At 71.7% G+C, this 25,388-nt stretch carries 26 protein-coding genes; 17 read left to right on the top strand and 9 right to left on the bottom strand.

What is annotated here, in order from left to right; translation table 11 throughout:
* Positions 1 to 16: 16 nt before the first annotated feature.
* Both IPJ17_18900 and IPJ17_18895 read left to right on the top strand, forming a co-directional pair.
* Complete coding sequence (locus IPJ17_18900) at positions 17 to 1,555, top strand: hypothetical protein (GenBank protein ID QQR73526.1); 1,539 nt, start codon at positions 17 to 19, stop codon at positions 1,553 to 1,555.
* Positions 1,552 to 2,610 carry a hypothetical protein gene (locus tag IPJ17_18895; protein ID QQR73525.1) on the top strand — a complete coding sequence of 353 codons (1,059 nt, stop codon included), beginning with the start codon at positions 1,552 to 1,554 and terminating at the stop codon, positions 2,608 to 2,610. Before IPJ17_18900 ends, IPJ17_18895 begins: the two co-directional genes overlap by 4 nt.
* A 3-nt stretch (positions 2,611 to 2,613) precedes the next feature.
* On the opposite strand, the gene IPJ17_18890 is transcribed toward IPJ17_18895, so the two are convergent.
* The 5 genes from IPJ17_18890 to IPJ17_18870 form a co-directional block, all read right to left on the bottom strand.
* Complete coding sequence (locus tag IPJ17_18890; GenBank protein ID QQR73524.1) at positions 2,614 to 4,275, bottom strand: tetratricopeptide repeat protein; 1,662 nt, start codon at positions 4,273 to 4,275, stop codon at positions 2,614 to 2,616.
* Between the two features lie 10 nt (positions 4,276 to 4,285).
* Positions 4,286 to 5,050, bottom strand: coding sequence for an outer membrane lipoprotein-sorting protein (locus tag IPJ17_18885; GenBank protein ID QQR73523.1), 765 nt, complete (start codon positions 5,048 to 5,050; stop codon positions 4,286 to 4,288).
* 244 nt (positions 5,051 to 5,294) lie between these two features.
* Positions 5,295 to 6,539, bottom strand: coding sequence for an ABC transporter permease (locus tag IPJ17_18880; GenBank protein ID QQR73522.1), 1,245 nt, complete (start codon positions 6,537 to 6,539; stop codon positions 5,295 to 5,297).
* Positions 6,539 to 7,237, bottom strand: a complete 699-nt coding sequence (locus IPJ17_18875) for an ABC transporter ATP-binding protein (GenBank protein QQR73521.1) — start codon at positions 7,235 to 7,237, stop codon at positions 6,539 to 6,541. Before IPJ17_18875 ends, IPJ17_18880 begins: the two co-directional genes overlap by 1 nt.
* On the bottom strand, positions 7,234 to 7,764 hold the full coding sequence (locus tag IPJ17_18870) for a hypothetical protein (protein ID QQR73520.1): 531 nt from the start codon (positions 7,762 to 7,764) through the stop codon (positions 7,234 to 7,236). Before IPJ17_18870 ends, IPJ17_18875 begins: the two co-directional genes overlap by 4 nt.
* A gap of 79 nt (positions 7,765 to 7,843) precedes the next feature.
* On the opposite strand from IPJ17_18870, the gene IPJ17_18865 reads away from it, so the two are divergent.
* The 5 genes from IPJ17_18865 (at position 7,844) to IPJ17_18845 (ending at position 12,598) form a co-directional block, all read left to right on the top strand.
* The gene (locus tag IPJ17_18865; GenBank protein ID QQR73519.1) at positions 7,844 to 9,001 is read left to right on the top strand and encodes an AAA family ATPase; all 1,158 of its coding nucleotides are present in this window, start codon (positions 7,844 to 7,846) and stop codon (positions 8,999 to 9,001) included.
* 73 nt (positions 9,002 to 9,074) lie between these two features.
* The gene (locus IPJ17_18860; GenBank protein QQR73518.1) at positions 9,075 to 10,775 is read left to right on the top strand and encodes a DUF3592 domain-containing protein; all 1,701 of its coding nucleotides are present in this window, start codon (positions 9,075 to 9,077) and stop codon (positions 10,773 to 10,775) included.
* A complete protein-coding gene (locus IPJ17_18855) occupies positions 10,772 to 11,158 on the top strand; it encodes a hypothetical protein (protein ID QQR73517.1) in 387 nt (128 codons plus the stop codon). The genes IPJ17_18860 and IPJ17_18855 overlap by 4 nt, the downstream gene beginning before the upstream one ends.
* A gap of 68 nt (positions 11,159 to 11,226) precedes the next feature.
* Complete coding sequence (locus IPJ17_18850) at positions 11,227 to 11,991, top strand: energy transducer TonB (GenBank protein QQR73516.1); 765 nt, start codon at positions 11,227 to 11,229, stop codon at positions 11,989 to 11,991.
* Positions 11,992 to 12,004: 13 nt separating this feature from the next.
* On the top strand, positions 12,005 to 12,598 hold the full coding sequence (locus IPJ17_18845; GenBank protein QQR73515.1) for a hypothetical protein: 594 nt from the start codon (positions 12,005 to 12,007) through the stop codon (positions 12,596 to 12,598).
* Here the strand turns inward: IPJ17_18845 and IPJ17_18840 are convergent.
* From IPJ17_18840 to IPJ17_18830, 3 genes are all read right to left on the bottom strand, one after another.
* Complete coding sequence (locus IPJ17_18840) at positions 12,595 to 13,392, bottom strand: hypothetical protein (GenBank protein ID QQR73514.1); 798 nt, start codon at positions 13,390 to 13,392, stop codon at positions 12,595 to 12,597. The two genes, IPJ17_18845 and IPJ17_18840, sit on opposite strands and share 4 nt — an antisense overlap.
* Positions 13,389 to 14,201, bottom strand: a complete 813-nt coding sequence (locus tag IPJ17_18835; GenBank protein QQR73513.1) for an AAA family ATPase — start codon at positions 14,199 to 14,201, stop codon at positions 13,389 to 13,391. The genes IPJ17_18840 and IPJ17_18835 overlap by 4 nt, the downstream gene beginning before the upstream one ends.
* 675 nt (positions 14,202 to 14,876) lie before the next feature.
* The gene (locus tag IPJ17_18830) at positions 14,877 to 15,332 is read right to left on the bottom strand and encodes a hypothetical protein (protein ID QQR73512.1); all 456 of its coding nucleotides are present in this window, start codon (positions 15,330 to 15,332) and stop codon (positions 14,877 to 14,879) included.
* On the opposite strand from IPJ17_18830, the gene pepE reads away from it, so the two are divergent.
* The 6 genes from pepE (at position 15,307) to IPJ17_18800 (ending at position 20,537) form a co-directional block, all read left to right on the top strand.
* A complete protein-coding gene (gene pepE / locus IPJ17_18825; protein QQR73511.1) occupies positions 15,307 to 16,011 on the top strand; it encodes a dipeptidase PepE in 705 nt (234 codons plus the stop codon). The genes IPJ17_18830 and pepE overlap by 26 nt on opposite strands.
* 17 nt (positions 16,012 to 16,028) lie before the next feature.
* The gene (locus tag IPJ17_18820) at positions 16,029 to 16,421 is read left to right on the top strand and encodes an OsmC family protein (protein QQR73510.1); all 393 of its coding nucleotides are present in this window, start codon (positions 16,029 to 16,031) and stop codon (positions 16,419 to 16,421) included.
* Between the two features lie 13 nt (positions 16,422 to 16,434).
* Positions 16,435 to 16,944 carry a hypothetical protein gene (locus tag IPJ17_18815; protein ID QQR73509.1) on the top strand — a complete coding sequence of 170 codons (510 nt, stop codon included), beginning with the start codon at positions 16,435 to 16,437 and terminating at the stop codon, positions 16,942 to 16,944.
* Between the two features lie 110 nt (positions 16,945 to 17,054).
* Positions 17,055 to 17,975, top strand: coding sequence for a sulfide/dihydroorotate dehydrogenase-like FAD/NAD-binding protein (locus IPJ17_18810; protein ID QQR73508.1), 921 nt, complete (start codon positions 17,055 to 17,057; stop codon positions 17,973 to 17,975).
* Positions 17,972 to 19,414 (top strand): NADPH-dependent glutamate synthase, encoded by a 1,443-nt coding sequence (gene gltA / locus IPJ17_18805; GenBank protein QQR73507.1) that lies wholly within the window; start codon positions 17,972 to 17,974, stop codon positions 19,412 to 19,414. The genes IPJ17_18810 and gltA overlap by 4 nt, the downstream gene beginning before the upstream one ends.
* 523 nt (positions 19,415 to 19,937) lie before the next feature.
* The gene (locus tag IPJ17_18800) at positions 19,938 to 20,537 is read left to right on the top strand and encodes a hypothetical protein (GenBank protein ID QQR73506.1); all 600 of its coding nucleotides are present in this window, start codon (positions 19,938 to 19,940) and stop codon (positions 20,535 to 20,537) included.
* 16 nt (positions 20,538 to 20,553) lie between these two features.
* Here IPJ17_18800 and IPJ17_18795 read toward each other — a convergent pair whose 3' ends face one another.
* Positions 20,554 to 22,845 (bottom strand): patatin-like phospholipase family protein, encoded by a 2,292-nt coding sequence (locus IPJ17_18795; protein QQR73505.1) that lies wholly within the window; start codon positions 22,843 to 22,845, stop codon positions 20,554 to 20,556.
* 138 nt (positions 22,846 to 22,983) lie between these two features.
* Here IPJ17_18795 and IPJ17_18790 point away from each other — a divergent pair, with 138 nt between their 5' ends.
* The 4 genes from IPJ17_18790 to IPJ17_18775 all read left to right on the top strand — a co-directional run bounded on the left by IPJ17_18790 (position 22,984) and on the right by IPJ17_18775 (position 25,122).
* Positions 22,984 to 23,280 carry a hypothetical protein gene (locus IPJ17_18790; GenBank protein ID QQR73504.1) on the top strand — a complete coding sequence of 99 codons (297 nt, stop codon included), beginning with the start codon at positions 22,984 to 22,986 and terminating at the stop codon, positions 23,278 to 23,280.
* 165 nt (positions 23,281 to 23,445) lie between these two features.
* A complete protein-coding gene (locus tag IPJ17_18785) occupies positions 23,446 to 23,742 on the top strand; it encodes a hypothetical protein (protein QQR73503.1) in 297 nt (98 codons plus the stop codon).
* A 14-nt stretch (positions 23,743 to 23,756) separates the two neighbouring features.
* Positions 23,757 to 24,101 (top strand): hypothetical protein, encoded by a 345-nt coding sequence (locus tag IPJ17_18780; GenBank protein QQR73502.1) that lies wholly within the window; start codon positions 23,757 to 23,759, stop codon positions 24,099 to 24,101.
* 421 nt (positions 24,102 to 24,522) lie between these two features.
* Positions 24,523 to 25,122 (top strand): hypothetical protein, encoded by a 600-nt coding sequence (locus IPJ17_18775; GenBank protein ID QQR73501.1) that lies wholly within the window; start codon positions 24,523 to 24,525, stop codon positions 25,120 to 25,122.
* Positions 25,123 to 25,388 lie beyond the last annotated feature (266 nt).

Genomic DNA, 25,388 nt, shown 5'->3' with positions numbered 1-25,388 from the left:
GGAGGCCATCGCCGAGATGGCGGCGACAAGCCTGTCCCGCGGCGTTGGGGTGGCGCTCGCCGGGGTCTATTTCGTCCTGGTTCTCCTCTGGTGGGGCGCCGAGCTTCTCGTCGGCGGAATCGAGTGGCGAGCGCTCGGCGTTTCGGCGGCGTCTCGCGGCAAGGCTGGTTCGAGCCTGCTGGCACTCAATCGGACCCTCGGAGCGGCAGCCGCTCAGATCGAGCACGCCTTCGATCGAGAGTCGGCGTTCACGCGGACCGTGCGAGGGCCTGTGCAGGCGCTGCTGACCGGGCTGCTCGGCGCCGGCAACGAGCAGGCGTACCCGGGCCGCGACGGCTGGGTGATCTTTCGTGAGGACTTCGACTACCTGACCGGCCCCGGCTTTCTCGAGCCACGACGGCTCGCCCGACCCGGCGCGGACCCGAGGAAAGCGATCGTCGCCATGCAGCGCGAGCTTGCCGATCGAGGAATCATGCTGCTGCTGCTCCCGGTGTCGGTCAAGCCGGCGATCCACCCCGAGGTGCTGGGCCAGGACCGCCGGTCTGCGCCGCTGCGCAATCGATCCGAGATCGCCCTGCTCGGTGAGCTCGACCGGGCCGGTGTCGTGGTCCTCGACCTCGGCCCGGAGCTGGCGGCCCGCGCGCGTGGCGGCGAATCGCAGTTCCTTCGCGGAGACAGTCATTGGCGGCCGGAGGCGGTGGAGCACACGGCGCGGCTCCTCGCCGTGCGACTGCGAAAGCTGGCACCGCTGCCGCCGCCGTCCAGTGCGTGCGTTCGCACGGAGGCGCGGGTGTCTGCCGCAGGGGACAGCATTCAGCTTCTCGGGCTCCCTCGGGGGTCCCGGCTCTTCGTCGACGAGGAGGTGACGCTTCGTCAGGTCGGCAGCCTCGAGGGGGACCCCTGGCGCCCGACCCGGGGCGCGCCGGTGCTGCTGCTCGGCGATAGCTTCAGCAACATCTACTCGAATCCCGAGCTCGGCTGGGGCCAGGGCGCGGGGCTCGCCGAGCAGCTCTCCTGCGAGCTCGGGTTGCCGGTCGACCGGATCGCTCGCAACGCCGGCGGTGCGCGAGGGGCGCGAGAGGAGCTGGCCAGCGAGCTTGCCCGCGGCGTCGACCGTCTGTCGGGAGTCCGCGCGGTGGTCTGGCAGTTCGCCGCTCGCGAGCTCGCCACCGGGGATTGGACGCCGATCGAGCTCCGACTTGGGCGAGAGTCTCCGCACGCCCCGATCGACTCCGACCGGGCCGAGGTGCTGCGCGGCGTGGCTCGGGCTGTGGCTGCGCTTCCCGACGCTCGCCGGGCGCCGTACCGCGAAGCGCTCGGTGCCGTCGAGCTTGTCCTGGACGAGGGCGGGTCCGCGCTCGTCTATCTCTGGGCGCTGCGCGACGGTTCGCCGGGCGAGCTGGCGAAGGTTCGCCCGGGTCAGCGGCTCGAGCTCGTCGTGGTTCCCTGGAGCGCTCAGGAGGCGGAGCTCGGTAGCCTGCAGAGAATGGAGCTGCCGGGCGAGAGCTGGTGGGGGTGGCCGGTCTACGTGACGCGAGATCAGGAGGGCCGATGAGGGGGAGAGCGATGGAAGCGGTCGAGCGCTGCCGGCCCGGACGGAGTCTCGCGGTCGCGGCCCTGTCGTTTGTCCTGCTCACGGGAGTCGCCGCCCACGACGCGGGAGGGGCAGTCGGAGAGGGAGCTCGAGCGACGGTGGATCGCCTGCTCGCCGAGGATCCACCGGTGCTCGTCGGCCGAGAGGGGTGGCTCTACCTCACCCAGGAGCTTCGGGCGCTGGTCGCTCCCGCTTGGAGACAGCGCGAAGGCCTGCCGGCCGAGCGCGATCCGCTCCCGGCGATCGTCGACTTCCGCGATCAGCTCCGCGGCGCGGGCATCGAGCTCGTCGTCGTGCTCGTGCCGCCGAAAGTGCTCGTCGTGCCGGAGCCTCTCTTCGGCGAACGCTCGGCGGCGGTCGCCGAGAGCCTCGGTCAGGAGCTCGCGGCCCTTCAGGGCGAGCTCGCCCGGCAGGGTGTGACGACTCTCGACCTGCTCGCGCCCTTTGCGCGATCACGCAGCGAGCCGGCGCGAGAGCTCTTCTGCCGGACCGACAGTCACTGGTCGCCCCGCGGGATTGCGCTGGCGGCACGGCTCATCGGTGAACGTCTCGGGACGCCTTCCTGGATTGCCGGAGTGCCGCGTCGGGAGCTCGCCGTCGAGCGCCGGGAGGTCGCCATCGATGGCGACCTCGGGCGCCTTCGACGCGGCGAACGTTCGCCGCGCGAGGTCGTCGAGGTGGAGGAGGTGCTCGAACGGCGTGCGGGAGCTCTCGTCCCTCTCGTGCCCTGGCGCGAGAGCCCGGTCCTGCTGCTTGGCGACAGTCACGTGCTCGTCTTTCATGCCGGAGGGGACCTTCACACCCGGGGCGCCGGTCTGCCCGAGCACTTGGCGCTTGCCCTCGGTTTCCCGGTGGATGTCGTCGGGGTGCGTGGCTCGGGTGGTACGCCCTCGCGAGTCAACCTGATGCGACGGGGCGACGCGCTGGCCGGCAAGCGCGTCGTGATCTGGGTTCTGGCGGCCCGGGAGCTCCTGGCCGGTTCCGATTGGAGAAGGGTCCCCGTGGTGCGCCGCTGAGCGTCACGGCCTCGGCGGCAGCTCAGCGAGCCGGGCGCGGATCTCGGCGAGCCCTTGGCGCGCAGCGCCGTAGCCGGGGTCGAGTGCCAGAGCCGCCTCGAGCGCCGCCGCGGCTTCCTCCAGCCGCCCGAGGCGTTCGAGCGCCTGGGCGAGCGAGAGCCGCTTGCGCGGATCGGTCGGGTCGCGCTCGATCGCCCGCTCGAACTGCTCGCGCGCCTCGTCGGCGCGACCGAGGGTGAGCAGCAGGCTGCCGAGGGCGGCGCGGCTCTGTCCGTACGCCGGGCGCAGCGCGACGGCAGCGCGCAAGTGGAGGAGCGCGTCGGTCGACCTTCCGCTGCGGGCCAGTGCCAGCCCGAGGTTGTGATGAGCGAAGAAGCTCGGCCCCGAGACCTCCAGGGTGTGCGACCAGAGGGTCTCGCTGTCGTGCCAGCGCCGGGCCTGCGCCGAGGTGGCGACGCCGAGCAGGATCGCGAGGCCCGCGGCGGCGACGGCGAGGGCACGCGTCATCGACGTGCGCGTCGCGAGGCCGGCGGTGCCCCACACGATCGCGACGGCGAGGCCGATCGACGGCAGGTAGGTGTAGCGGTCGGCGCTGGCCTGATTGCCGACCTGCACGAGGCCGAGCACCGGCACGAGCATGCCGAGGAAGGCGAGCCAGCCCACGGGAATCGCCGGTTGGGACCTCCCGGCCGCGACGGCCGCGGCGGTGAGCAGGGTGAGCAGGACCAGGGCCGCCGCCGCTTGCGGCCAGGGGATCGCTGCCGGCAGGGGATAGAACGGCGCGAGCCGGAACGGCCAGAGGGTGTGGACGAGGTAGTCGACGACGGCGAGTGGCGCGTTGGCGAGGCGCAGTCCGAGCGGTACGCCGGTGAGGTCGGCCACCGCCGCCCCTTGGGCGTGCCAGGTCAGGACCGACGCGCCGCCGGCAAGGAGAGCGAGCGGGAGCTTTTCGACGAGACGCCGGCGCAACTCGCGCGGCCAGCCGGGGAGGTCGATGCGAAGGCGGCGGAGCGGCCAGAGATCGACGAGCAGCGCCACCGCCGGGAGAGTCACCGCCATCGGCTTGGCGGCGAGCGCGGCGGCGAAGGCCGTGAGCAGCAGGGCCAGACGACCGGGGCCGGGACGGGCGGTCCATCTCCCGTAGGCGCCCAGGGCAAGCAGGAAGAGGAGGCCGCAGAGGACGTCCTTGCGCTCGGCGACCCAGACGACCGATTCGACGCGCAGCGGGTGCAGGGCGAAGAGCGTCGTGGCAGCGAAAGCGCGGCCGGTGGCCCCGGTCGCCGCCTGAAGGAGGAGGAAGAGGATCGCGGCCGTCGCCGCATGCAGCAACACGCTCGTCAGGTGATGTCCGCGCGGATCGAGGCCGAAGAGCGTGACGTCGAGCTGGTGCGAGAGCAGGGTGAGCGGATGCCAGTTGCCGGCGACGATCGCCGTCGCCGCCCATCGCAGGCCAGGCCAGCCGAGGCCGGCGCGGACGGCCGGGTTGTCGGTAACGTACAGATTGTCGTCGACGAGCTCGAAGCCGGCCTCGAGCGCCGGACGGAACACGACGAGGACCAGGCCGGCGAGCGCCACGGCGAGCAGCCCGGGGCTGAGCGGAGGCGCGGGGCCCCCGGCTCGCGGCAGCACGCTCACCCGGCGACTCTGGTCGCTCGCCACAGGCACTCCGCGCGCCTCAGGGCTTGGCCGGCGGCACGAGCAGTGCGTTGCGGGCCGTCGGGTCGGCGAGGTCGAAGAGTGCCGCCGGGATGGCCCGCGCTTCGATCTCGCGCAGCTCGACCTCGAGCGGCGGCCCGCCACGCAGGACGTCCTTGAGCACGATGCGGCGCGGTACCAGGGGGCGGGTCGAACGGAACTCGGGGAACTCGACGACGCGTGCGGTGCGGCCGTCGGCAAGCAGCAGGTCGGCACGCAGTGGCAGGCGCCGCTCGCGGTCGACCACCCAGCGCGCGGCGGCCGTCCCACTCGCCGCAGCGGCTTCGGGCTTGGCCTTGAGGTGGTAGGTCACGACCTTCCCGGCGGTCTCGACGTGCTCGACGTCGTAAGCGCGCTCGATGTCGATGCCGAGCAGCTCCTCGAAGGAGAGGCCGCCCTGCATCTTGAAGCCGGCGCCGAGCTTGACCGGCTGCTTGGCGCCCGGGGAGATCAGGTAACGGTCGGCGCCGGACTGGAGCAGGAACTTGCCGATCTGCTTCGGATCGAGCGGGCGGACGAGCAGCTTGTCCCGGCCGCCGCGCCAGATCTCCAACTCGATCTTGCTGTCGGAGCCGAGGCTGTTGATCGCCAGGCGGGCGCGGAACTGTTGCGGGGCGGTGGCGAAGAGGTTGGTGTCGGCGAGGAGGCGCTTCTCCTCGGCGGTCACCTCGGCGGCGGTGCGCTGGGCGAGGCCGGCGAGGAGCGCGATCGTCACGGCGAGGAGTCGGCGGGTCGTGCGGGTCATCCGCTCACTCTACTTGAGCGGTCGCCGTCTCCCCCGCCGCGGGTCCTGTCCGGCCCGCTTCCCATGGCCGTCCTCGGACGCGGTGGCTTGCGGGATGCTGGCGACGGACCGGAGCGCGTCCTGCGAGGCGGCCATGGGAGCCCTCGGTCCGGCCACCCACGGCCCTCCGCCTGCGAGGTGAAGCGTTGCCCAGGTCTCCCTGCCCAGACGCCTTCTTCTTCTTGGCTCGAAGCGGGGTGAGCGATCAGATGTGCCCGAGAGCCTCGACGATCTTGAGCCTCGCCACGCGCACGATGGGGCCGATGGCGGCGAGAGCGAGGACGACGAGCATCAGCACGACGGCGCCGAGGAAGGCCTCGGGGACGTAGGCGAGCTTGAGGTCGATCGGGTTGACGGCGCCGGGCGGCGGCGGCATCCGGATGTCGAGAGCGTTGATCGTCCAGATCAGCGCGCCGCCGAGCAGGTCGCCGACGAGCGAGCCGAGGAGACCGAGCCAGAGCGCCTCGGCGAGCACCAGCCCAGCGAGCTGTGGCACGGAGGTCCCGAGGGCACGCATCGTCCCGAGCTCGCGGACCCGCTCCATCACCGCCATCGCCAGGGTGTTCGAGGTCGACAGGACGACAAGCACGAAGACGATCGAGCCGAGGAACCAGAAGATGCCGAGGTAGAGATTGCGCACCTGCGTGTAGAAGGGCGCCCGTTGCTGCCAGGCGACGACGGCGAGCTTCGGCTCGCGGGCGGCGAAGCGCTCGACGAGCGCGGCGCGGGTCGCCTCGGTGCGTTCCGTCTCGGCGAGGGTGACCACCAGGTTCGAGACGCGCGAGGTGGCGAGCAGGCGCTGGGCGCTCGCCAGATGCAGTCGCAGGTAGCGGGTGTCGAGCTCCTGGACGCCGGTGGTGACGATGCCGGCGACGGTGACGTCGAGCGCGTTGAGCATGCCGCCCGGATCGACGGCGAGGAGGGTGAGGCGGCCGCCGGGCTCGAGGCCGAGCGACTCGGCGAGCCCGGTCGCGAGGAGCACGCGGTCCTCGCCGATCGCCGGAGCGTCGTCGGCAAGGTCCTCGCCGCGGCGGAGGCGCACTTCGAAGCCCATGCGGCGCTCCCGCGCCGGGTCGCCGGCGACCCCGAGATAGGCCGTCGAGCGGCCGTCGGCGGTCGAGGCGACGCCCGCGACGTGCAGCGTCGGCGACGCCGCGAGGACGCCGGGAACGGTCTCGATCTCGGCCTGTAGCGCCGCCCAGTCCTCGAGGCCGTCGGCGAGCGAGCGTTCGAGCGTCGCCTGGTGATTCTCGACGGCGCTGGCTCGCGCGACTTCGAGATGCCCGAGCCCACCGTGGATCATCGCCTCGGAAAGGCCGGCGAAGGAGAAGGTGACGAAGCCGGCGGTCAGCAGCAGGGCGATCGTGCCGGCCGCCACGACCGCGAGCGAGATCGCGGTGCGGCGGCGGTTGCGCGTCAGGTTGCGCAGGGCGAAGAGCAGCAGGCGCATCAGGCTGCCCCCCGTTCGTCGGCGACGATCCGTCCGTCGCGCAGTCGCAGACAGCGTGGCGCGCGGGCGATGAGCGCCGGATCGTGGCTCGAGAGCACGAAGGTCGTGCCGTGCCCTTCGTTCAGGGCGAGCAGCAGGTCGAGCACCTCGGTGGCGGTGGTCGAGTCGAGGTTGCCGGTCGGCTCGTCGGCGAGCACGGCGAGCGGGCGTGCCACGAGCGCCCGGGCGATCGCGACGCGCTGGCGCTCGCCGCCCGAGAGCTGGTCCGGCCGATGCTCGCCGCGGCGCGCGAGCCCCACCTCGGCGAGCAGCTCCCGCGCCCGTTCCCGTCGCTCGCGACTGCCGACGCCGGCAAGCCAGAGCGGCAGCTCGACGTTCTCGATCGCCGTAAGCACCGGCAACAGGTTGAAGCTCTGGAAGACGAAGCCGAGCCGGCTCCGCCGCAGCCGAGTCCGTTCGCCGTCACCAAGGGCGGCGACCGGCCGGCCGCCGATCACCAGTTGCCCGGCGTCGGGCTCGTCGAGCGTGCCGAGGAGATGAAGCAGGGTGCTCTTGCCGCTGCCCGACGGACCGGCGACGACCAGCACCTCACCCGGGGCCACCTCGAGGTCGACACCACGCAGCGCCTCGACGACGGTGTCGCCGAGGCGGTAGCGCTTGGTCAGGCCGCGGGCGGAGAAGACGGGGACGGGTTTCATCGGGTCGGTTCGGACGGGCGCCTGGCGCGCAGGCTAGCAGAGGGCGGCAGGAGCTGTCGGGCAAGGTCCGATTCGCGCTGGAAGAAGCCCTCGGTGTGGAAGGTCTCGGGGAGCTTCAGCCACTCGTAGTCGAGGTGATGGAGCAACTCGTGGAAGAGCGTGCGCAGGAAGGTGCGCGGAGCGACGACCTGGCGCCGTTCGGCGGTGCGCATCCACAGCGTGATCCGCGCCGGCGGCGGCTCGGGCTCGTAGAGGCCGTGGAGCTCGCCCCAGGAGTGGCTCGGCCGGGCGGTGAGCACGCTCACCGCCACGGCGGGCACGGCGAGCTGGCGGCAGAGGCCGTCGGCGAGCGCCTGGGACGCCCCCTCGACGCCTCGGCGTTCTCCGTCGGCGAGCGCGCGCTCGGTCGCCGCAGCGAGCGGTGCGAGCGCCGCGGCGTCGGGGAGCGGCACGGCGGTCACCGCGGCGCTCCGGAGATAGACCCGCTGGCGGGCTCGCGAGAGGCGCGAGAAGTAGGCGAACGGCACCCGGCGATCCTATCGTCGGGTGCCGAGGTGACGGTTGGCACGTCTCCTGCGTATAAGCTAGCCCGACGAGGAGGATGGCATGACGGCCGAGCTTTCCGCAGCACCCGCCGCGACGGCGGAAGATGTCGAGCAGCAGATCGCGCGCATCACGCCGAAGGACCTGTTCGGCGAGTTGCGCCGGGGCGTCCTCGGCCAGGACCGGGCGCTGCGCTTCGTCGCGGTGGCCATCTACAAGCACACCACCGGCAAGGTCTCCGGCAACATCCTGCTGATCGGCAACTCCGGTACCGGCAAGACGACGGTGATGAACAACATCCAGCGCGTCTACGACAGCGTGCCGGCGTTCCGCGCCTTCCGTTCGATGACCATCCTCAACGCCAACCTGCTCGTCGATTCGGAGCGCACCGAGTTCCGGCCCGACCGGATGTTCGCCGCCATCGATCAGCGGGCCCGCACCCTGCTCGGGGAGCGGCCGAGCGCCGCGGCGCTCAAGGAGGCGATGGAACGGGCGACGGTGTGCATCGACGAGATCGACAAGATGACCACCGTCGTCGCCGGCAAGCCGAACCCGATCGGCGTGGTGCTGCAGCAGGGGCTGCTCACCCTGATGGAAGGCGAGCGGGTGCCGTTCCGCACCCACGTCTGGGAGGGCGACCGCGAGCGCGAGGTCCACCTCGAGATCGACACCGGCCGGATGATGTTCGTCTGCGGCGGCGCCTTCGAGGGGCTCTACGACCAGGTCTACAACCGGGTCTCGCGGGCCGGCTCGGGTGAGCGGGTCAAGTCCGAAGCGATCAAGACCGCCGACGGCGGGGTGCGCATCGAATCGCGCTTCGCCCTGGCAGACTTCTTGAAGATGAAGGACCTTTTCGAGTACGGCATGATCCCGCAGTTCATGGCGCGCTTCGACAAGGTGATCGTGATGAACGACCTCTCGCCGGCGGTGCTCAAGGAGATCCTGTTGCACTCCTACGACTCGCCGTTCCACCGCTCGCGGCGCTACTTCGAAAGCCTCGGCATCGACCTCGAGCTCGAGGACCTGGCGGCGGGCCTGGTGGCCGAGCAGGCGGCCAAGGAGAACCGCACCGGCGCGCGCGCCCTGCGCGACGTTTTCTCCGAGATCGTCAACCCGCTCGAATTCGAGCCCTGGGGGCCGGATGCAGCGGTCAAGCCGGCCGACGGTTCCCGCGCCCGCCTGGTGCTCGACGCGGCGCGGGTGCGCGAGAGCTTCCGCTGAGCGGCGCCCGCCAGGGTGAGGGCGGGTCTTTCGCTAGTCCGCAGTCGACTGGGGTACGACGGAGGGTCCGTCGATGCAGTTCGAGATTCGTGGTGCGGGGGCTTCGAGCGGGCAGCGCGGCTGCGCCGGCCGGTTGGGCATTTCCCTCTTCTTCCTCGTCTTCCTCGGCTTCGGCGTCGTCTTCGGCGTGCTCATGGGGCGGAGCTTCCTCGCCTCGTTGGCGATGCGAAGCTGGACGAAGGTTCCCTGCACCATCGAGGCGAGCCACGCCGAGCACGGGAGCGGCGCGAGCGACCACCGGGCGGTGGTGCGCTACACCTACTCCTGGAACGGGCGGCCCTACGCCGGCGACCGGCTGCGCCCCGGCTACAGCGGCGGCGACGACGCGAGCGAGGCCGAGCGACTCGTCTCCCGCTACGCGGCCGGAACGACGGTCGACTGCCTGGTCGATCCCGATCGCCCGGAAGAGTCGGCGCTCGAGCCCGGCTCGCTGCTCGAGGGGCTGATGCTCCTCCTCCCGCTGGTCTTCGCGGCGGTCGGGCTGGGTGGCCTGTATTTCACCTGGCGCTACGGAGAGGGGACGACGAGCGATCGCGTCAAGCAGTCGATCTCCCAGGAGGCGACGCGACGCTTCTCCTCCCGCGGCTGCCTGATCCCGTTCTTTCTTCTGTTCGTCGCCGTCGGCCTCGGTCTCGGCTACTTCCTGCTCTACCGCCCGCTCGCCCGGCTGGTCGTCGCCCGCTCCTGGACGGCGCTTGCGTGCGTCGTCGAGTCGAGCACCGTGCGCTCGCACGAGGGCGACGATTCGACGACCTACAGCGTCGACATCGTTTACCGCTACGAGGTCGGCGGCCGGACCTATCGCGGCAACCGCTACGACTTCCTTGGCGGTTCGAGCAGCGGCTACGAGGCCAAGCAGCGGGTCGTCGACGCGCACCCGGTGGGAGCGACAGTGACCTGCTTCGTCGATCCGCGGGATCCGGCCTCGTCGGTGCTACAGCGCGGCTGGAGCGCCAAGTACCTGCTCGGGCTTCTCGCCCTGCCGTTCTTTGCCGGCGGGCTCTTCGGCCTGTGGTGGAACCTCGGCCCGGGGCGCCGCCAGGCGGAGCTGCCGAGCCACCGCGCGGCGCTGAAAGGGCAGGCCGTCGTCGCCGCTTCCTCCCCGGTGCAGCTCAAGCCGGCGGCCGGTCCGCTGGTCCGCACGCTCGGCACCCTCTTCGTGGCTCTCTTCTGGAACGGCATCACCTCGGTCTTCGTCGTCCAGGTCGTCGCCGGGTGGCGCAGCGGCCACGGCGACGTGATGCTGACGCTCTTCATGACGCCGTTCGTGCTGATCGGCCTGGCCCTGCTCGTCGCCGTGCCGCACCAGATTCTCGCTGCGACCAATCCGCGTCCGCGCCTCGAGCTCGCGAGCGGGCGGCCGCGGCTCGGCGAGATTGAGCGGCTCGACTGGTCGTTCCGCGGCAGCGTGCGGCGGATGACGAGCCTGCGGCTGGAGCTCGAAGGGCGCGAGGAGGCGACCTACCGGCGCGGCACCTCGAGTGCCACCGACCGGCACGTCTTCCATAGCGAGGTGCTCTTCACCTCGACGGTCGCTGCCGAGATGGAGCGGGGCAGTCTCACCTTCCGCGTGCCGGCGACCTCGATGCACTCCTTCGCGGCCGATCACAACAAGATCGTCTGGACGCTGAAGCTCGCCGGCGAGATCCCACGCTGGCCCGACATCGCCGAAGAGTTCACCCTCGAAGTGCAGCCGCAGGAGGAGGTCGGATGAGCGAGCTGAGGATCGACCTCGACGGCGGCCGCAACGCGTTCGCTCCGGGCGAGACGCTCGCCGTGCGCGTCGCCTGGCACCTCGCCTCGCCGCCGCAGCGGCTCGAGCTGCGCCTCTTCTGGTACACCGAGGGCAAGGGAACGCAGGATGTCGAGATCGTCGAGCGCCATCCGCTCGAGGGAGGCGCGTTCGGCGAGCAGCGGGTCAGCCTGCGAGCGCCGAGTGGGCCCTACAGCTTCTCGGGTCGGTTGATCTCGCTGATCTGGGCGCTCGAAGCCGTCGCCGAGCCCGGCGGGGAGGTGGCGCGTCGCGAGATCGTGCTCTCGCCGAGCGGCGAGGAAGTCCGACTCGACGCCCAGGGCGCCGCCGGCGATCCCGTGTAACATTTCACGCGATGCGCCCCCGGGCCGACGCGGCCGGAGAGGCGCCGATTCCACGCAAGGAGACGAACATGAGCTCATCCGTTCTGCGTCGCGTCGCCCTGACGGCGTTCGCCGGCGCCTTGATCGTTGCCGTATCCGCTCGCCCGGCGCTCGCTGCCACCCAGGCGGAGAAGCGCAAGGCCGACTACGAAGCCGTCGAGAAGGACCTGCGTGCCGGCAACTGGGCAGCGGCCGAGAAGGGCGCGGCGACCCAGTTCAAGAACACCATGGACCAGTACGCCGCCGAGGGTGCGGCCGACCGCGACCTGATCCTCTACACCATGGTGCGAGCGATCGCCGAGAAGGGGCTGGGGCGCGATGCCGACGCGAATTGGCACTGGCACATGGCCGCCGGCCTGCTGCCGATCCTCAATGACGCCGATCTCTCCCCCTACGGCGCACCGGCCAAGGCGCTCCAGAAGGAGGGGCTGCGAGTGCGGGCGACGCCGAAGGGCACGCGCTACACCAAGGACGGTCCGGTGGGCGACCTCCCGGGGCTGGTGGCGCCGAAGCCCGACAAGGATCCCTCGCCGCGCATGCCGCTGCGCCTCAAGGACGAAGGGGGCTTCTACATCGTCGAGCTGGTGGTCGAGGCCGACGGCAAGGTGAGCCGGCCGCTGGTGCTGTCGCGGCGCGGGCCCGCCTCCCTCGAATTGCTGGCGCTCGACAAGCTGCGCGAGTGGGTCTTCAAGCCGGCGACGCGCGACGGCGCGGCGGTCGAGGTCCCCTATCTGCTCGGCGTCGCCGTCGGCCATCGCCCGGCGGAGATCGGCTTCGAGAACGCGATGGACTGACGGGCGCGGCGCATTGCGCGCGCGCGACAATCCGTTCGCCTCGCACCGCCTCGAGCGGCTGGCCTACCGCTTTCTCACCGGATCGTGGCTCGAGCTGAGGGACCGCCTGGCATCGCTGGGCGGTCGCGGGGCGATCGTCGGGCCGGACGGGAGCGGCAAGACGACGCTGCTCGAGCAGCTCGCACGGCGCCTGGCGGCGGACGGGATCCCGGTCGCCCTCGTCGGCGCCGAACCGGAGCGCGGGCCGCGGCGCGACGTCCTGGGGGCAGCGCTCCGATCGGCCGGCCCGGAGACGCACCTTCTCGTCGACGGCGCCGATGCGCTCGCCCCCGGCGAGTGGCGACGACTCGAACGCGACAGCCGACGGCTCGCCGCCCTGGTCGTCACCTCGCATCGCGACGGGCTGCTGCCGGCACTCCATCGCACGACGACGAGCGCCGGCCTGCTCGCCGAGCTGGTGGCCGAGCTGACCGAGGAGAGCGTGGCGGCTCGGATCGACGCGGCAGCGATCTACCGGCAGCACGACGGCGACCTGCGCGCGGCGCTGCGGGCGCTCTACGATCGTTGCGCCGTTGGGGCGATCGAGGTCGGCGACGGCCCGTGCTAGCGGCGCAGGCTGAGGATCACGCGCTCGCCGTCCCGCGTCAGCTCGACCTGCTTGGGCTCGATGCGCGTGACCTGCCAGCCGTCGACGCTCTCGCCGATGCCCACCGCGCGGCGGTTGACCAGCGCCACGGGTACCCCTTCCCCGGCCGCGATCCCGTTGAGCACCAGCTCCCGACCGTCGGCGAGCCGGACCCGGTAGGGCGGGAGCTCGGTCGCGGTGGGCGGAGGAGCGGCCGCCGTCGGCGCCACGGATGGCGAGGCGTCCCCGGGTGCCGGCTCCGGCGCCGCCCCCGCTCCGTCCTTCGCTGCAGCAGCGGCGGGGCGCGGTGTCGGCGTGGGGCGGACCCTCTCGGTCGGGCCGGACGCCGGGAGGTGGATCGGCTCGCTCGAGAGGACGGCGGGAAGGGTCACCTCGGCCAATGTCGCCGTCGAGCCGGCCGGCGGCACGATGCTGACCGGCGTGGCCGACGAGGGGACGCCGGGAGCGGGAGCGGTCGTGTCGGCAGTGCGCGGGCGCGAGACGGCGGCCACCGGGGTGGCGGCGGAACGGGTCGCTCCCCCGCCCGCCGCGCTCTCCGCCGGAGCGTTGGCGGGACGCAACCACCAGAGCAGCGCGGCGGTCACCAGGGCGGCGCCGGCGAATCCGCCGAGCAGTGCCGGGACCCAGGCCCGCGGCGGGTCGCGGCGGATCGGCATGTGACGAGGCAGCGCCGGCGGCGCGCCGTCGATCCGGCCGGCGTCGTGCCGTGCCGCGTCCTGCCGGGCCTTCTTGAGCGCATCACTGATCAGGCTCATCGCCTCTTTCCCTCGAGCTCGCGGATGGCGCGCCGGACATGGCGCAGCCGCAGGTCGTCGGTGCCCTCGACGTAGCCGCAGAGCAGCGCCGTGTCGCAGACCGCGTTGATCAGCCGCGGCACCCCCCGCGCATAGCGGTGCAGGCGCCAGAGTGCCCACGAGCTGAAGGTCGGTCGTCCGTTGCTGCCGGCCACCTGGAGCCGGTAGCGGATGTAGTGCTCGGACTCCAGGCGCGAGAGCGACGACAGATGGTAGCGCACCGTGATGCGCTGGCGCAGCTGCCGGAGCCCCGGGTCGTCCAGCATGTCGCGCAGCTCGGGCTGGCCGACGAGCACGATCTGCAGCAGCTTGCGCTGGTCGGTCTCGAGATTCGACAGCAGACGAACCTGCTCGAGCAGCTCGGGCGAGAGGTCCTGCGCCTCGTCGATCAGCAGCACCACGTCGTGGCCGACGGCGACGCGCTCGAGCAGGAAGCGATTGAGCAGCTCGAGGCAGGCGGCGCGATCGGCGCGCCCCGGGTCGAGCCCCAGCTCGCGCAGCACGGTGCGCAGCAGTTGCGGTGCGGTCAGCACCGGGTTGAGAACGAGGGCGGTGTGCACCGTCTCGCCCAGTCGTTCGAGCGCCGCGCGACAGAGTGTCGTCTTGCCGGCTCCCACCTCGCCGGTGATCTGGATGAACCCCTTGCGCTCGCGGATGCCGAAGAGCAGCGCATCGAGCGCCTCGCGGTGACGATCCGAGAGGAAGAGGAAGCGCGGATCGGGCGTGAGGTTGAAGGGTGGCTCGCGGAAGCCGTAGAACTCGAGGTACATCCGGGGTAGGACTCTCTCACACGTCCCCGTCGCGGGCGCCGCCGGCCGGTCTCGACGACGCGCGAGTAGATGGTGAGCAGCATCGGGTCGCGCTCGAAGAGACCGGGAATCACCTCGACGACCGGTTTGCCGACCACGTCGGAGAGGCCGGTGACTCGACCGAAGGTGTCGTTCACCGCCAGGTAGACCCAGTCGACCGGCCGGCCGTCGCGGTAGACGAGCCGGCAGTACGAGAGGCCGTTGAGCATGTTCGGGAAGAGCGAGCGGTAGAGGTTCTCGCTTTCGCGCAGCGCCTGCTCGGCGGCCCGGCGGTGGCGACGTTGGCCAACGGGAGCAACAGGCACGGCACCTCCGCCTCGGCGCCCCCCTCGGATCCCGACTCGGCGGCACCGAACGACGGGCTGTGCCGCTCCGGGGAGAGGTGTGCGGTCCCGGCTTCGCTGGCCCGCAAGAGCAGGCAGTCGGCCGAGCGGCTGGCGAAGGGCCACTCGGCGAGGCGCGGGAAGAGCCAGGTGTTCGGGTCCACCTTCAGAACGACGGCTCCGATCGTCCCTTCCGGCGACGTCACCGGCGCGACGACGCTGAGCGCGGGCGATTCGCCGGGCCGAGCGCGGATCTCGATGTCGCACGATCCCGCGTCGCGGCAGTGATGGGCGGCGGCGAGCTCGCTCTCGGTCAGCGCCTGGCCGGGAACCGCCGCGACGAGTGGCGGACCGTCGGCGGCAGCACGCCGATGGCGAGCGCCTGGGAGATGGCGCGGGAGCCGTTCAGGACCTGCTGGAGGTGCGCCAGGTCGTAGAAGCCGCGGTCGGATTCCGCTCGGGCCTGGCGGCAGAAGGCCGTCACGGACGGGAAGGCGGCGAGCGCGTTCGCTTCGCCCACCACGTCGGAGAGCCAGCGATCGATTCCGGCACGTCGCTCCTCGGCCATCGTCGCCAGGCGATGCTGCCAGAGGCGAATCGTGTCCTGGCGCGGGACGTCGGTGGTGAGGACGAGCAGGCCGAGCCATGAGCAGCCGACTGCGGCGAGGACCGCGAGCGGAGCCGCAGAACCGCTGCCGGGCTGAGCTAGACTGCGCGAACCGTTCGCGGGTGGACCTCCGGCGATGCGACGTCTCCTGCTGCTCAGCAACTCCACCAGCTTCGGCCGCGGTCTCCTCGACCATGCGGCCGAGGAGCTCGCCGACTTTCTCGCGCCGTGCCGACGCGTCGCCTTCGTGCCCTTCGCCCTCGCCGATCGCGACGGCTACGCCGAGCGCATCCGCGCCCGTCTCGCGGCCCTCGATCTGGCGGTCGATGCCGTGGCAGACGGAGCCGAAGGGCACCGGACGCTGCTCGAGGCCGAGGCGGTCTTCGTCGGCGGTGGCAACACCTTCCGCCTGCTCTCGACACTCCAGCGCCGCGGGCTCCTGCCGCTGCTCGCCGAGCGAGCCCGGGCCGGGATGCCGTACGTCGGCTCCTCGGCCGGCACCAACCTCGCCGGTCCGACCATCCGCACCACGAACGACATGCCGATCGTCGAGCCGACGAGCCTCGACGCGCTCGGCCTCGTGCCGTTCCAGATCAACCCGCACTATCTCGATCCCGATCCGGCGTCGACCCACATGGGCGAGACCCGCGAGCAGCGCCTGCGCGAATTCCACGAGGAGAACGCCACCCCGGTGCTCGCGCTGCGCGAAGGAGCCTGGCTGCGGGTGGAGGGCGGTCGAGCCCGCCTCGGGGGCTTGCGCGGTGCGCGCCTGTTCCGGCGCGGCGCTGCCCCCGAAGAGCTCTTGCCGGGAGCCGCGCTCGACCGACTCCTCGAGGGATAGAACCAGGAGGTCCTGTCATGGAGATCACCGTCTCGTTTCCCGGCGGCGTCGCGGTGGCCGCGCAACTGCCGGCCCACGTCGTGCTCACCGACCAGCCGGCACCGCTCGGCGAGGGGAGCGCGCCGTCGCCGTTCGACCTCTTCCTCGCCTCGCTTGCCACGTGCGCCGGCTTCTACGCGCTGCGCTTCTGCCAGCAGCGCGAGATCCCGACGGACGGGATGAGGCTTTCGCTCGCCACCGAGCGCGACCCGACGAGCAAGCGACTGGCGAAGATCGGCATCGTGCTCGATCTGCCGGCGGGATTCCCGGAGCGCTATCGCGAGGCGGTGATCCGGGCGATGGACCAGTGCGCGGTCAAGAAGGCGATCGTCGATCCTCCGGCGTTCGACGTCGTCGCGCGACCGGCGTAGAGCGGAGCGCGCCTTGTCCTGGCTTGCCTTGCCGCTGCTGGCCGTTCTGGCCGCGCCGCCGGCCGCGCCCGCAACGGCTCCGGTGGCCGCGGTCGCCGGGAAGGTCGAAGCCCTCGGCTGGCTCGCCGGCTGCTGGGCCGTCGTCGACGCCGAATCGGGAACCGGTGAGGTCTGGATGCCGCCGGCGGCGGGCACTCTCGTCGGGGTCAGCCGGACGGTGCGCGGCGGTCGCACCGTCGGCTGGGAGCTCATGCGGATCCACGAGACCGCGGCGGGCGGCCTCGAGCTCGTCGCCCAGCCGTCGCAGCAGGAGGGCGGCGCCTTCCCGCTCGTCCGGCTCGGAGAGCAGGAAGCGATCTTCGAGAATCCGCGGCACGACTTCCCGCAGCGCATTCTCTACCGGCTGGGCGAAGACGGGCTGCTGCGGGCGCGCATCGAAGGCCGGATCGACGGCAAGGAGCTCGCCGTCGACTTCCCGATGCGACGAGCGAGCTGCGAGCTGCCCGCCGCGACACGACCCTGAGGTTCGGCGATCCGTCCCCACCCGCGAGGGTGGGTCGGGGGGGCGACCGCGGGTGGCGCGCGGCAGGCGCTCCCTGCCTAGACTGCGGCGCCAACGACCGAGGGCCCCGCATGTTCCCCATCGTCGAAACCCGCCAGCTCGCCCCTGACGTCCGCCTGTTCCGGATCCTCGCGCCGCGCATCGCCCGCAAGCGCGAGCCCGGGCAGTTCGTCATCGTCCGCCTGCACACCGACGGCGAACGGATCCCGCTCACCCTCGCCGACTCCGATCGCGAGGCCGGCACGATCACGTTGATCGTCCAGGGGATCGGCAAGACCACGAAGCTGATGAACTCGCTCGGCGCGGGCGACGCGATTCTCGACGTCGCCGGGCCGCTCGGGCGCGCCTCCGAGGTGGAGAAGTTCGGCACCGTCGCCGTGCTCGGCGGCGGCGTGGGAACGGCGATCGCCTATCCCACCGCGGTGGCCTTCAAGCAGGCCGGCAACGAAGTGCTCACGGTGCTCGCCGGCCGCACGCGCGAGCTGGTGATCCTCGAGGACGAGCTGCGCGCCGTCTCCGACGAGCTGGTGGTGACGACCGACGACGGCTCGTACGGCCGCAAGGGTCTGGTCGTCGATCCGCTCGCCGAGTGGCTCGCCGCCGGGCGCAAGATCGACCGCGTGCTCGCCATCGGCCCGGTGCCGATGATGCGCGCCGTGGCCGAGACGACGCGGCCCTACGGCGTGCCGACCATCGTCTCGCTCAACTCGATCATGGTCGACGGCACCGGCATGTGCGGCGGCTGTCGCGTGGTGATCGACGGCAAGAGCCAGTTCGCCTGCGTCGACGGGCCGGAGTTCGACGCCCACCGGGTCGACTTCGCCGTGCTCTCGCAGCGCAACGCCATGTACCGTGACGCCGAGCGTGCCTCGCTCGGCACCTTCCTCGCGGATCCGGAAGCCGAGCTCGAGAAGGTCCGGCACTCGTGCCACCTGCTCGAAGCGGCAGACCGTCTCCCGCGAGATTCCGACCGTGCCGAGGTGACGCGATGAACCCCGAACGTCCGAAGCTCAAGGACCGCATCAAGCTGCCGCGCCTGCCGATGCCGGAGCGGCCGGCGGAGGTGCGGGCGCACGACTTCGCCGAGGTCAACCTCGGCTACGACCCGCAGCTCGCCTACGGCGAGGCGGTGCGCTGTCTCGAGTGCGCCAGCCCCAAGTGCGTCGCCGGCTGTCCGGTCGGGGTGAAGATCCACGAGTTCGTCGAGCTGATCTGTCAGGGCGACTATCTCGCCGCGGCGGCCAAGCTGCGCGAGGACAACGCGCTGCCGGCGATCACCGGCCGCGTCTGTCCGCAGGAGGACCAGTGCGAGGGCGTCTGCCTGCTCGGCAAGCGGGGAGCGCCGCTGGCGATCGGCAACCTCGAACGTTTCGTCGCCGACTACGAGCGGCAGATGGGCAAGCTCGGCCTGCCGCCCAATGCGCCGCCCACCGGCAAGAAGGTGGCGATCGTCGGCAGCGGCCCGGCGGGGCTCTCGTGCGCCGGCGACCTGGTCCAGCGCGGCCACGAGGTGCGCGTCTTCGAGGCGCTGCACGAGCTCGGCGGCGTGCTGGTCTACGGCATTCCGGAATTCCGTCTGCCGAAGGAGATCGTGCGCCAGGACGTCGACTCGCTGCGCGCCATGGGCGTGCAGTTCGAGACCAACGTCGTCGTCGGCCGCACGGTCACGGTCGACGAGCTGATGCAGGAGGAGGGGTACGACGCGATCTTCCTCGCCACCGGCGCCGGGTTGCCGCGTTTCCTCGGCGTGCCGGGCGAGCACCTGAACGGCGTCTACTCGGCCAACGAGTTCCTCACCCGCGTCAACCTGATGAAGGCCTACAAGTTCCCCGAGGCCGACGAGCCGCTCTACGACTGCCGCGGCAAGGACGTGGCGGTGGTGGGCGGTGGCAACACGGCGCTCGACTCGATCCGTACCGCGCTGCGGCTCGGCGCCAAGCATGGCTACATGCTCTACCGCCGCTCGCAGAAGGAGATGCCCGGGCGCGCCGAGGAGATCCACCACGCCGAGCAGGAGGGGGTGGAGTTCCAGTTCCTGGTCAACCCGGTCGAGTTCCTCGGCGACGAGAAGGGCAACCTGGTCGCCGCGCGCTGCCAGCGCATGGAGCTCGGCGAGCCGGACGATTCCGGTCGCCGCAGCCCGGTGCCGATCCCCGGCTCGGAGTTCGACCTGCCGCTCTCGGTGGCGATCATCGCGGTGGGGACCACGGCCAATCCGATCGTGCAGTCGACGACGCCCGACCTCGCGACGACGCGCAAGGGCTACATCACCGCCGACCCGGAGACCCTGCGCACCAGCAAGCCCGGCGTCTTCGCCGGCGGCGACATCGTCACCGGCGCCGCGACGGTGATCCTCGCCATGGGCGCCGGCCGCAAGGCCGCTGCCGGCATCCACGCCTACCTCAGCGATCCCGAAGCCTCCTGGGGCTGAGAGCGAAGGCCGGCCGCCGGTCCGCCGGGGCGCACCACGAAGCGCCCCGGCCACGTCGGCCGGTCGACGAGCCCCCTTCCCAACCAGTCAAACCTCGTCGTCCCGAGCGACGCGAGGGACCTGGGTGGGGTGTCTCCGCGCGCCGGGGCGCCGAGACGTGTCACCCAGCGGACTTCACGGTCCGTGCAACACGGCGGGCGCCGCAGTGCCCGAAGGGTCGAACCCATGCCGGGCGAAGCTAGCCCTTGGCGAGGTGTGCCGAGGAGAGCGGCGAGGAGTCGCCGCCGGCTTCCCGTGTGACCTCGACGTGCGCGGCGAGGCCGGTGGACCGATCCGGCCGTTGACGGTGCTGCATCGGCTCGAGGTGCGGCTCGAACCGACAAGGGACGCCGTCCTCGAGGGAGGGCAACGACGCGGTGCCGTGTTGACGCGCGCGATGCGGACGGCTCAGGATCGGGCCTGGAAGAGTGAACCAGGTCGAGCTGTCCGGTCCCCGTTGGCATTGCCTTGGAAAGGAGCTTCCATGGGTCGGATCGTCGCTAGAGTGGTCCGGATCGCGGTCGGCGCTCTGCTCTCGGTGTCGTCGGCCAACGCCGTGACGTTGGTCTCGAATCTCGCCGGGACGACGGCGGGAAACGCGTCGCCGCAGAGCACGTTCTGGATGGCGCAGGCCTTCACCACGGACAACAACGCCTACACCCTCTCCTCGGTGAGCTTCCGCGGTGCGCGCAACGCGGCGCAGACGATCTCGGTCTGGGTCTACGCCCACGATGCCGGCAACGACCGGCCGGTCGCCGGCGCTACCGGCTTCGGTCAGCTCGACGCGAGCGGCGTGACGGCGGTCGTCGGGGTGCAGGTACTGCCGGCCATCGGCACGATCAACCTCGCGGCGAACACGACCTACTGGATCGTCCTCCAGCCGAGCGACATCAACACCGCGCTGTGGACCCAGACCACCAACCTCGGCAACCTCGCGGGCGCCGGTGCGATACCGAATCGCCGGGCCTTCAGCAGCAATGCCGGGGCGAGCTGGTCCGGCCAGACGAACGGGACGGACAACCTGATGATCGCCGTCGACGTCGCGGTTCTCCCCGTCGAGCTGACCGGGTTCTCGGTCGACTGATGAAGGCCGGGCCGCCTCAGAACGTCCGGCCGAGGTAGAGGTAGAACGAGTCGTTCCCCTTGGCGGTTCGCCCGTGGGCGAGGTAGAGCGGGCCGAGGACGGTGTCGGCGCCGAAGACGACCGACCACGCCGTTCGCAGATCGTCGAACCGCGCGGAGCGGGAGCGTTCCCAGGCGTTGCCCGCTTCGAACGAGAGGCCGGCGTAGATCCCTTCGCCGAAGCTCGGCAGGCGGCCGAGGCGATAGAGGTAGATGAGCGAGGCGACACCGCCGTAGTTGCCCGCGACGTCGCCGGCCGGCATTCCCGAGAGGTTGAAGAGGCCGCCGAGGTAGACCCGCTCGGAGCTCGGGAGGGTCGTGCCGAGCGCCGAAGTTGCGTGGACGATGCCGACGACCGTGTGCCGTCCGGTCGTCCAGGCGGCGAGCGATTGGAGGTCGAGCCGCCGGTACTCCTCGTCGCTGCCGAGCGACGGATCGGCGTCGTGGAGCTCGGCGACCGCGAGCACGCCGCGACGCGGGAAGTTCAGCCGGTCGATCTGATCGAACACCAGGTTCGCCCGGTAGCCGACGTCGGCCCGGTAGTCGTGGGGTGCGCCGCTCGAGTGTTCGCCGAAGGGGCGACTGCTCGTGCTGTCGTGGCGGAGACCGAGGCGTGCCTCGCCGTAGCGGCCGAGGGCGAGGCCGAGATCGAAACCGACGTGCTGTTGCCAGACCCGCACCTGGACGAGGTGGTCGTCGAACGGCAGGCGCACCTTCGACTCGCCGCCGCTCACCGTGAGCGAGGCGAAGGGGATGCGCGACGAGGCGAGCGGCTGGTAGAGCTCGGCGGCGAGGATCGGCGACTGGCCGATCTGCGCCGTCGTGCGGAGCTCCGCGCCGAGTCGGTTCAGCCGGGTCACGGTGAGCGCGCCGAGCATGTTGAAGCTGCTCGTCCCCTCGAGGTCGGAGGTGATCGACAGGCCGGTGCGCAGCAGTCCGGGACCCAGGGCCTTGCGCTCGCCGGTGATGCGCAGCTCCCACCGGCCGGGATCGGCGGGGCTCAGCGCGGCGGTGACCCGCTCGAACTCGCCGAGCTCCCAGAGGCGGTTGAGGTCGGATTCGAGCTCGGCCGGGTCGAGCGCCCGGCCCGGGCGGCTGTGGACCGCCCTGGCCACCGCCGCCCGAGGCAGCCCGGGACCCGGGTCGATGACCACCGTCTGCAGCGGCACGACCGGCATCGCGCGGCGCTGGCGAGCGAGATAGCGCTGCCAGGTCGCCTCGTCGACGGCGAAGCGGCGGAGCGCCTCGGCCTGAGCGTTCGTGGCCTCCGCTCCGCGGCGCACCAGCTCGGGGCCGGCATCGAAGTCGAGGAGGCCCCACTCGTCCACCTCGGGGCGCACCAGCAGGTCGACGTCGGCGAGCGCGCGCTCCACGTCGCGACGGCTGACGAAGTCGAGCGTGCGCGTCACGATGCCGGCGATCGAGTCGGGCCGGCTCTGCGTTGCCAGCGGCTTGCCCAGGTCGACGGCGATGACCACGTCGGCGCCGAGCGCTCGCGCGGCGTCGACCGGAAGGTTCGACGCGACGCCGCCGTCGACCAGCAGGCGGCCGTCGAGCTCGACCGGCGTGAAGAGCGCCGGGACCGCCATGCTGGCGCGCAGGGCGCGGGCGAGATCGCCGCGAGCGAGGACGATCGCCTCGCCGGTCGTCGCATCGGTGGCGATGGCGCGGAAGGGCAGCGCGAGGCGGTCGAAGTCGTCGGTCCCGAGGGCGCGCAGGCAGAGCCGTTCGAGCGTCGCTCCGAGTCGATGGCCGGCGACCAGCCCCGACGGCAGCCGGAAGCCGCGGCGCGAGACGCCGAGCTCCCAGCGGGTGAGGTAGTTGTAATCGTCGACCTTGCGGCGGTAGGGGAGGTGCCGGCGGTCCGGGCGGTCGTCGACCAGGGCGTGCCAGTCGAGACCGTGAACGAGCGCCTCGAGCTCGGCCGGCGAGGTGCCGGCGGCGTAGAGGCCGCCGACGATCGCGCCCATGCTCGTGCCGGTGACCAGGTCGACGGGGACGTGCATCGCCTCGAGCGCCTGCAGGACCCCGACGTGGGCGAGCCCGCGGGCTCCGCCGCCGGAGAGGACGAGCGCGACGCGCGGGCGCCGAGGCTCGTCGCTCGCGGCAGCGACCCCGGGGGCCGGGCCGGCTGCCGGCTTCTCGTCGGGCACGGCCGCTCGGACGTCGACTCTCGACTGAGCGCGAAGGGGAGGCGCGGCGGCGAGGCCGCAGGCCAGGGCGAGGCCGAGGACGGGGACCAGCGGCAGGCGGAGGGCAGGTCGGCGCATGGGCGGTATTAGCGCAGATCGAGCGGCCTCCGGCCAACCCCGGGGGTGCGGCGGGTGCGGAGACGCGGGTCGCGCGCTGCCAGGGTTTCGCGGGGTACCGCGGCGGTGGCACAATGCCCTGGGGAGGGGGGGAGCACGATGAACGCCACCGAGGTCACGCGTCGAGTGCGACGATTCGCGACGATCTCCTGGCTGACGGCGCTCGCCGTCGTGCTGCTCGCGGCGCGGGGTGGGTTCCTGCCGACGAGCCCCTGGCTGCCCTTCCTCGCGCTCGCCCTCGGCGGCGTGCCGATCGCCTGGTTCGTGATGCGCCACCGGCCCGTCTGCCGCGCGTGCGGCGCCCGGATGCGAGTGTCCCAGGGCTTCCCCGAGATCGTCTACCGCTGCCGGAGCTGTGCCGGCGAGGAGCGCACCGGGGTCCACCCCGACTTCTGAAACGGTCTCGATGGGCTCGTCGCGAGAGGCTGTCGGCGGGCGAGGTGAGGAGCGGCGCCCGGCCTCCGACCGGGCCCGGGCCGTTCCCGTTCGGTGTAGCGCTCGGGCAACGTTTCCTCTCCTGGACGGAACGCGCCGACGAGACCCCGGCGACAGGAGGAGAGAGTGGATTCGAAGCAACGCGAAGTGAAGCTGGAGTTCAAGAGTCGGCGGGCCAAGGAGCTCGCGATGACGGTGCCCTTCGTGGTGGGCATGTGGCCGGTGGTCCAGGCGGTGCGGTCGCCCGGACGGAGCACGCTCGGCCTCGACTGGCGGCTCGAAGCGCTCGCCGGGGCCGTCCTCGTGATCGCCTGCGTCGTCTTCCACCTCGTCAACTGGCGCTGTCCGGCCTGCCGCGGACGTCTTCCCGGAGGCCTCTCGGTGGCGATCTGCCGGCGCTGCGGCGCCCTGCTCGGTGAATGAATCGGGGAGGCGCGATGGAACCGACACGTGAGGAGCGCGCCGAGTCTGCCGTGCGTGCCGAGCTTGCCCGCTACCGCAGCGCCTTCGCGCTGCGCCTGTTGCGCGCCCTGTCGCTGGCGGTGGTGGGCGCCTTGATGGCCTTCTTCCTGCCGGTCGGGCCGACCGCTTTCGCCTCGGGGAGCTGGCTCGTCGCCAAGCTCGGGCCCGCCGGTGCCAGCCTGGCGTTGCGCGGGCTCGGGGTCGCCGTCCTCGTCGCCGCGCTTCTCTGGGGGCTCTCGATCGTCCGCGCCCTCACCCACGGCCGGCGCCGGTTCGAGGCCGAGCTGCGCCGGCAGGTGAGCGGCGGAAGCGACGGATGATCGGTGGGTCGCTCCCCTCGCGAGAAGGGTGCCCGCGAGCAAGGTGCCGAGCAAGGTGCCAGGCGCTTCTCGAGCGGCTCCGGAGCCGCGAGGACGGAGGTGGAGGATCGAACCCCTGGCGTCGGGTCGGGCGCCATCGCATGTCCAGACGCGAGAGCGGCGGCCAGGAAGAGGAAGGTGAAGCCGGCGGCGGTCTGGCGGGTCCGCGAGGACGCAGGTGCGTGCTTGCCGAGATTCGACCCCGAGTCGGTCGGCGTGCCCTGTGGGAGGGGCGGCGGCGGCAGGAGAAGTCGAGCTCTCGCCCTGCGCGGGCGAGCGGCAGCGCTCGTTGCGCCTTGACGATCCGGGGACGAACGCCCAGGATTCCCGAAAGGAACGAAGGAACCACGCCGAAGTCGAACCGAAGTCCGGGGGGACTGGCATGTGCAGAAGCGGAATCGTCTTTCTGTTACTCGCCGTCGGCGCTCTGGCGACGGTCGGCGCGGCGAACGGCGTCGTCGTGGTCTCCAATCTCGCCGGCACCGCCGCCGGCAACGCCTCGCCGCAGAGCACGTTCTGGATGGCCCAGGCGTTCACCACCGACAACAATCCGTACACCGTCACGTCGGTGAGCATTCGCGGCGCCCGCAACGCCGCGCAGTCGCTCGTCGTCCGCATCTACGCCCACGACGCCGGCAACAACGTGCCGGTCGCGGGCGCCACGGGATTCGGCCAGTTCGACGCCACCGGCGTGACCACGACGGTAGGCGTACAGACCATGCCGCCGATCGGCACCATCAACCTCGCGGCGAACACGACCTACTGGATCGTCCTGCAGCCGAGCACCATCGACACCTCGCTGTGGACGCAGTCGACGAGTCTCGGCAATCTCTCCGGCGCCGGAACCATTCCCAATCGGCGTGCCTTCAGCAGCAACAGCGGCACCAGTTGGAGCGGTCAGACCAACGGCACCGACAATCTGATGATCGAGGTCAACGTCACCACGCTCCCGGTGGAGCTCATGGGGTTCTCGGTCGAATAGGCAGCGGCCTGGGGGGAAGCAGGCGCTGAACGCCGCGCAGGTCACACCGCGGCCGCGTCGCTTCGCAACCTGGAATGGGTTGGGTGCTCTCGTCCTCGTGCTCCTCGCGGCGCGCGCCGGCTGGTTGCCGAGGAGCTCGTGGCTACTGTTCCTGGCGCTCGTCCTCGGCGGCATTCCGATCGCTGTTCACATGCTGGCGCGCCGGCCGATTTGCCCATCGAGTGGGAGCGCGACACGGGTCTCGCGCGGGTTCCCGGAGATCGGCT

The sequence above is a fragment of the Holophagales bacterium genome, assembly GCA_016699405.1.
In the GTDB taxonomy this organism is placed as follows: Bacteria; Acidobacteriota; Thermoanaerobaculia; order Multivoradales; family JAGPDF01; genus JAAYLR01.
This window is presented reverse-complemented; position numbering and strand designations above follow the sequence as displayed.

What these genes read in the sequence shown, in the direction of transcription:
- IPJ17_18835 (QQR73513.1), bottom strand. Translation starts at nt 14,201, where the DNA reads ATGTACCTCGAGTTCTACGGCTTCCGCGAGCCACCCTTCAACCTCACG.
- IPJ17_18850 (QQR73516.1), top strand. Translation starts at nt 11,227, where the DNA reads ATGAGCTCATCCGTTCTGCGTCGCGTCGCCCTGACGGCGTTCGCCGGC.
- pepE (QQR73511.1), top strand. Translation starts at nt 15,307, where the DNA reads ATGCGACGTCTCCTGCTGCTCAGCAACTCCACCAGCTTCGGCCGCGGT.
- IPJ17_18900 (QQR73526.1), top strand. Translation starts at nt 17, where the DNA reads ATGGCGGCGACAAGCCTGTCCCGCGGCGTTGGGGTGGCGCTCGCCGGG.
- IPJ17_18800 (QQR73506.1), top strand. Translation starts at nt 19,938, where the DNA reads ATGGGTCGGATCGTCGCTAGAGTGGTCCGGATCGCGGTCGGCGCTCTG.
- IPJ17_18840 (QQR73514.1), bottom strand. Translation starts at nt 13,392, where the DNA reads ATGAGCCTGATCAGTGATGCGCTCAAGAAGGCCCGGCAGGACGCGGCA.
- IPJ17_18875 (QQR73521.1), bottom strand. Translation starts at nt 7,237, where the DNA reads ATGAAACCCGTCCCCGTCTTCTCCGCCCGCGGCCTGACCAAGCGCTAC.
- IPJ17_18885 (QQR73523.1), bottom strand. Translation starts at nt 5,050, where the DNA reads ATGACCCGCACGACCCGCCGACTCCTCGCCGTGACGATCGCGCTCCTC.
- IPJ17_18810 (QQR73508.1), top strand. Translation starts at nt 17,055, where the DNA reads ATGTTCCCCATCGTCGAAACCCGCCAGCTCGCCCCTGACGTCCGCCTG.
- IPJ17_18820 (QQR73510.1), top strand. Translation starts at nt 16,029, where the DNA reads ATGGAGATCACCGTCTCGTTTCCCGGCGGCGTCGCGGTGGCCGCGCAA.
- IPJ17_18775 (QQR73501.1), top strand. Translation starts at nt 24,523, where the DNA reads ATGTGCAGAAGCGGAATCGTCTTTCTGTTACTCGCCGTCGGCGCTCTG.
- IPJ17_18860 (QQR73518.1), top strand. Translation starts at nt 9,075, where the DNA reads ATGCAGTTCGAGATTCGTGGTGCGGGGGCTTCGAGCGGGCAGCGCGGC.
- gltA (QQR73507.1), top strand. Translation starts at nt 17,972, where the DNA reads ATGAACCCCGAACGTCCGAAGCTCAAGGACCGCATCAAGCTGCCGCGC.
- IPJ17_18865 (QQR73519.1), top strand. Translation starts at nt 7,844, where the DNA reads ATGACGGCCGAGCTTTCCGCAGCACCCGCCGCGACGGCGGAAGATGTC.
- IPJ17_18795 (QQR73505.1), bottom strand. Translation starts at nt 22,845, where the DNA reads ATGCGCCGACCTGCCCTCCGCCTGCCGCTGGTCCCCGTCCTCGGCCTC.
- IPJ17_18855 (QQR73517.1), top strand. Translation starts at nt 10,772, where the DNA reads ATGAGCGAGCTGAGGATCGACCTCGACGGCGGCCGCAACGCGTTCGCT.
- IPJ17_18895 (QQR73525.1), top strand. Translation starts at nt 1,552, where the DNA reads ATGAGGGGGAGAGCGATGGAAGCGGTCGAGCGCTGCCGGCCCGGACGG.
- IPJ17_18790 (QQR73504.1), top strand. Translation starts at nt 22,984, where the DNA reads ATGAACGCCACCGAGGTCACGCGTCGAGTGCGACGATTCGCGACGATC.
- IPJ17_18880 (QQR73522.1), bottom strand. Translation starts at nt 6,539, where the DNA reads ATGCGCCTGCTGCTCTTCGCCCTGCGCAACCTGACGCGCAACCGCCGC.
- IPJ17_18780 (QQR73502.1), top strand. Translation starts at nt 23,757, where the DNA reads ATGGAACCGACACGTGAGGAGCGCGCCGAGTCTGCCGTGCGTGCCGAG.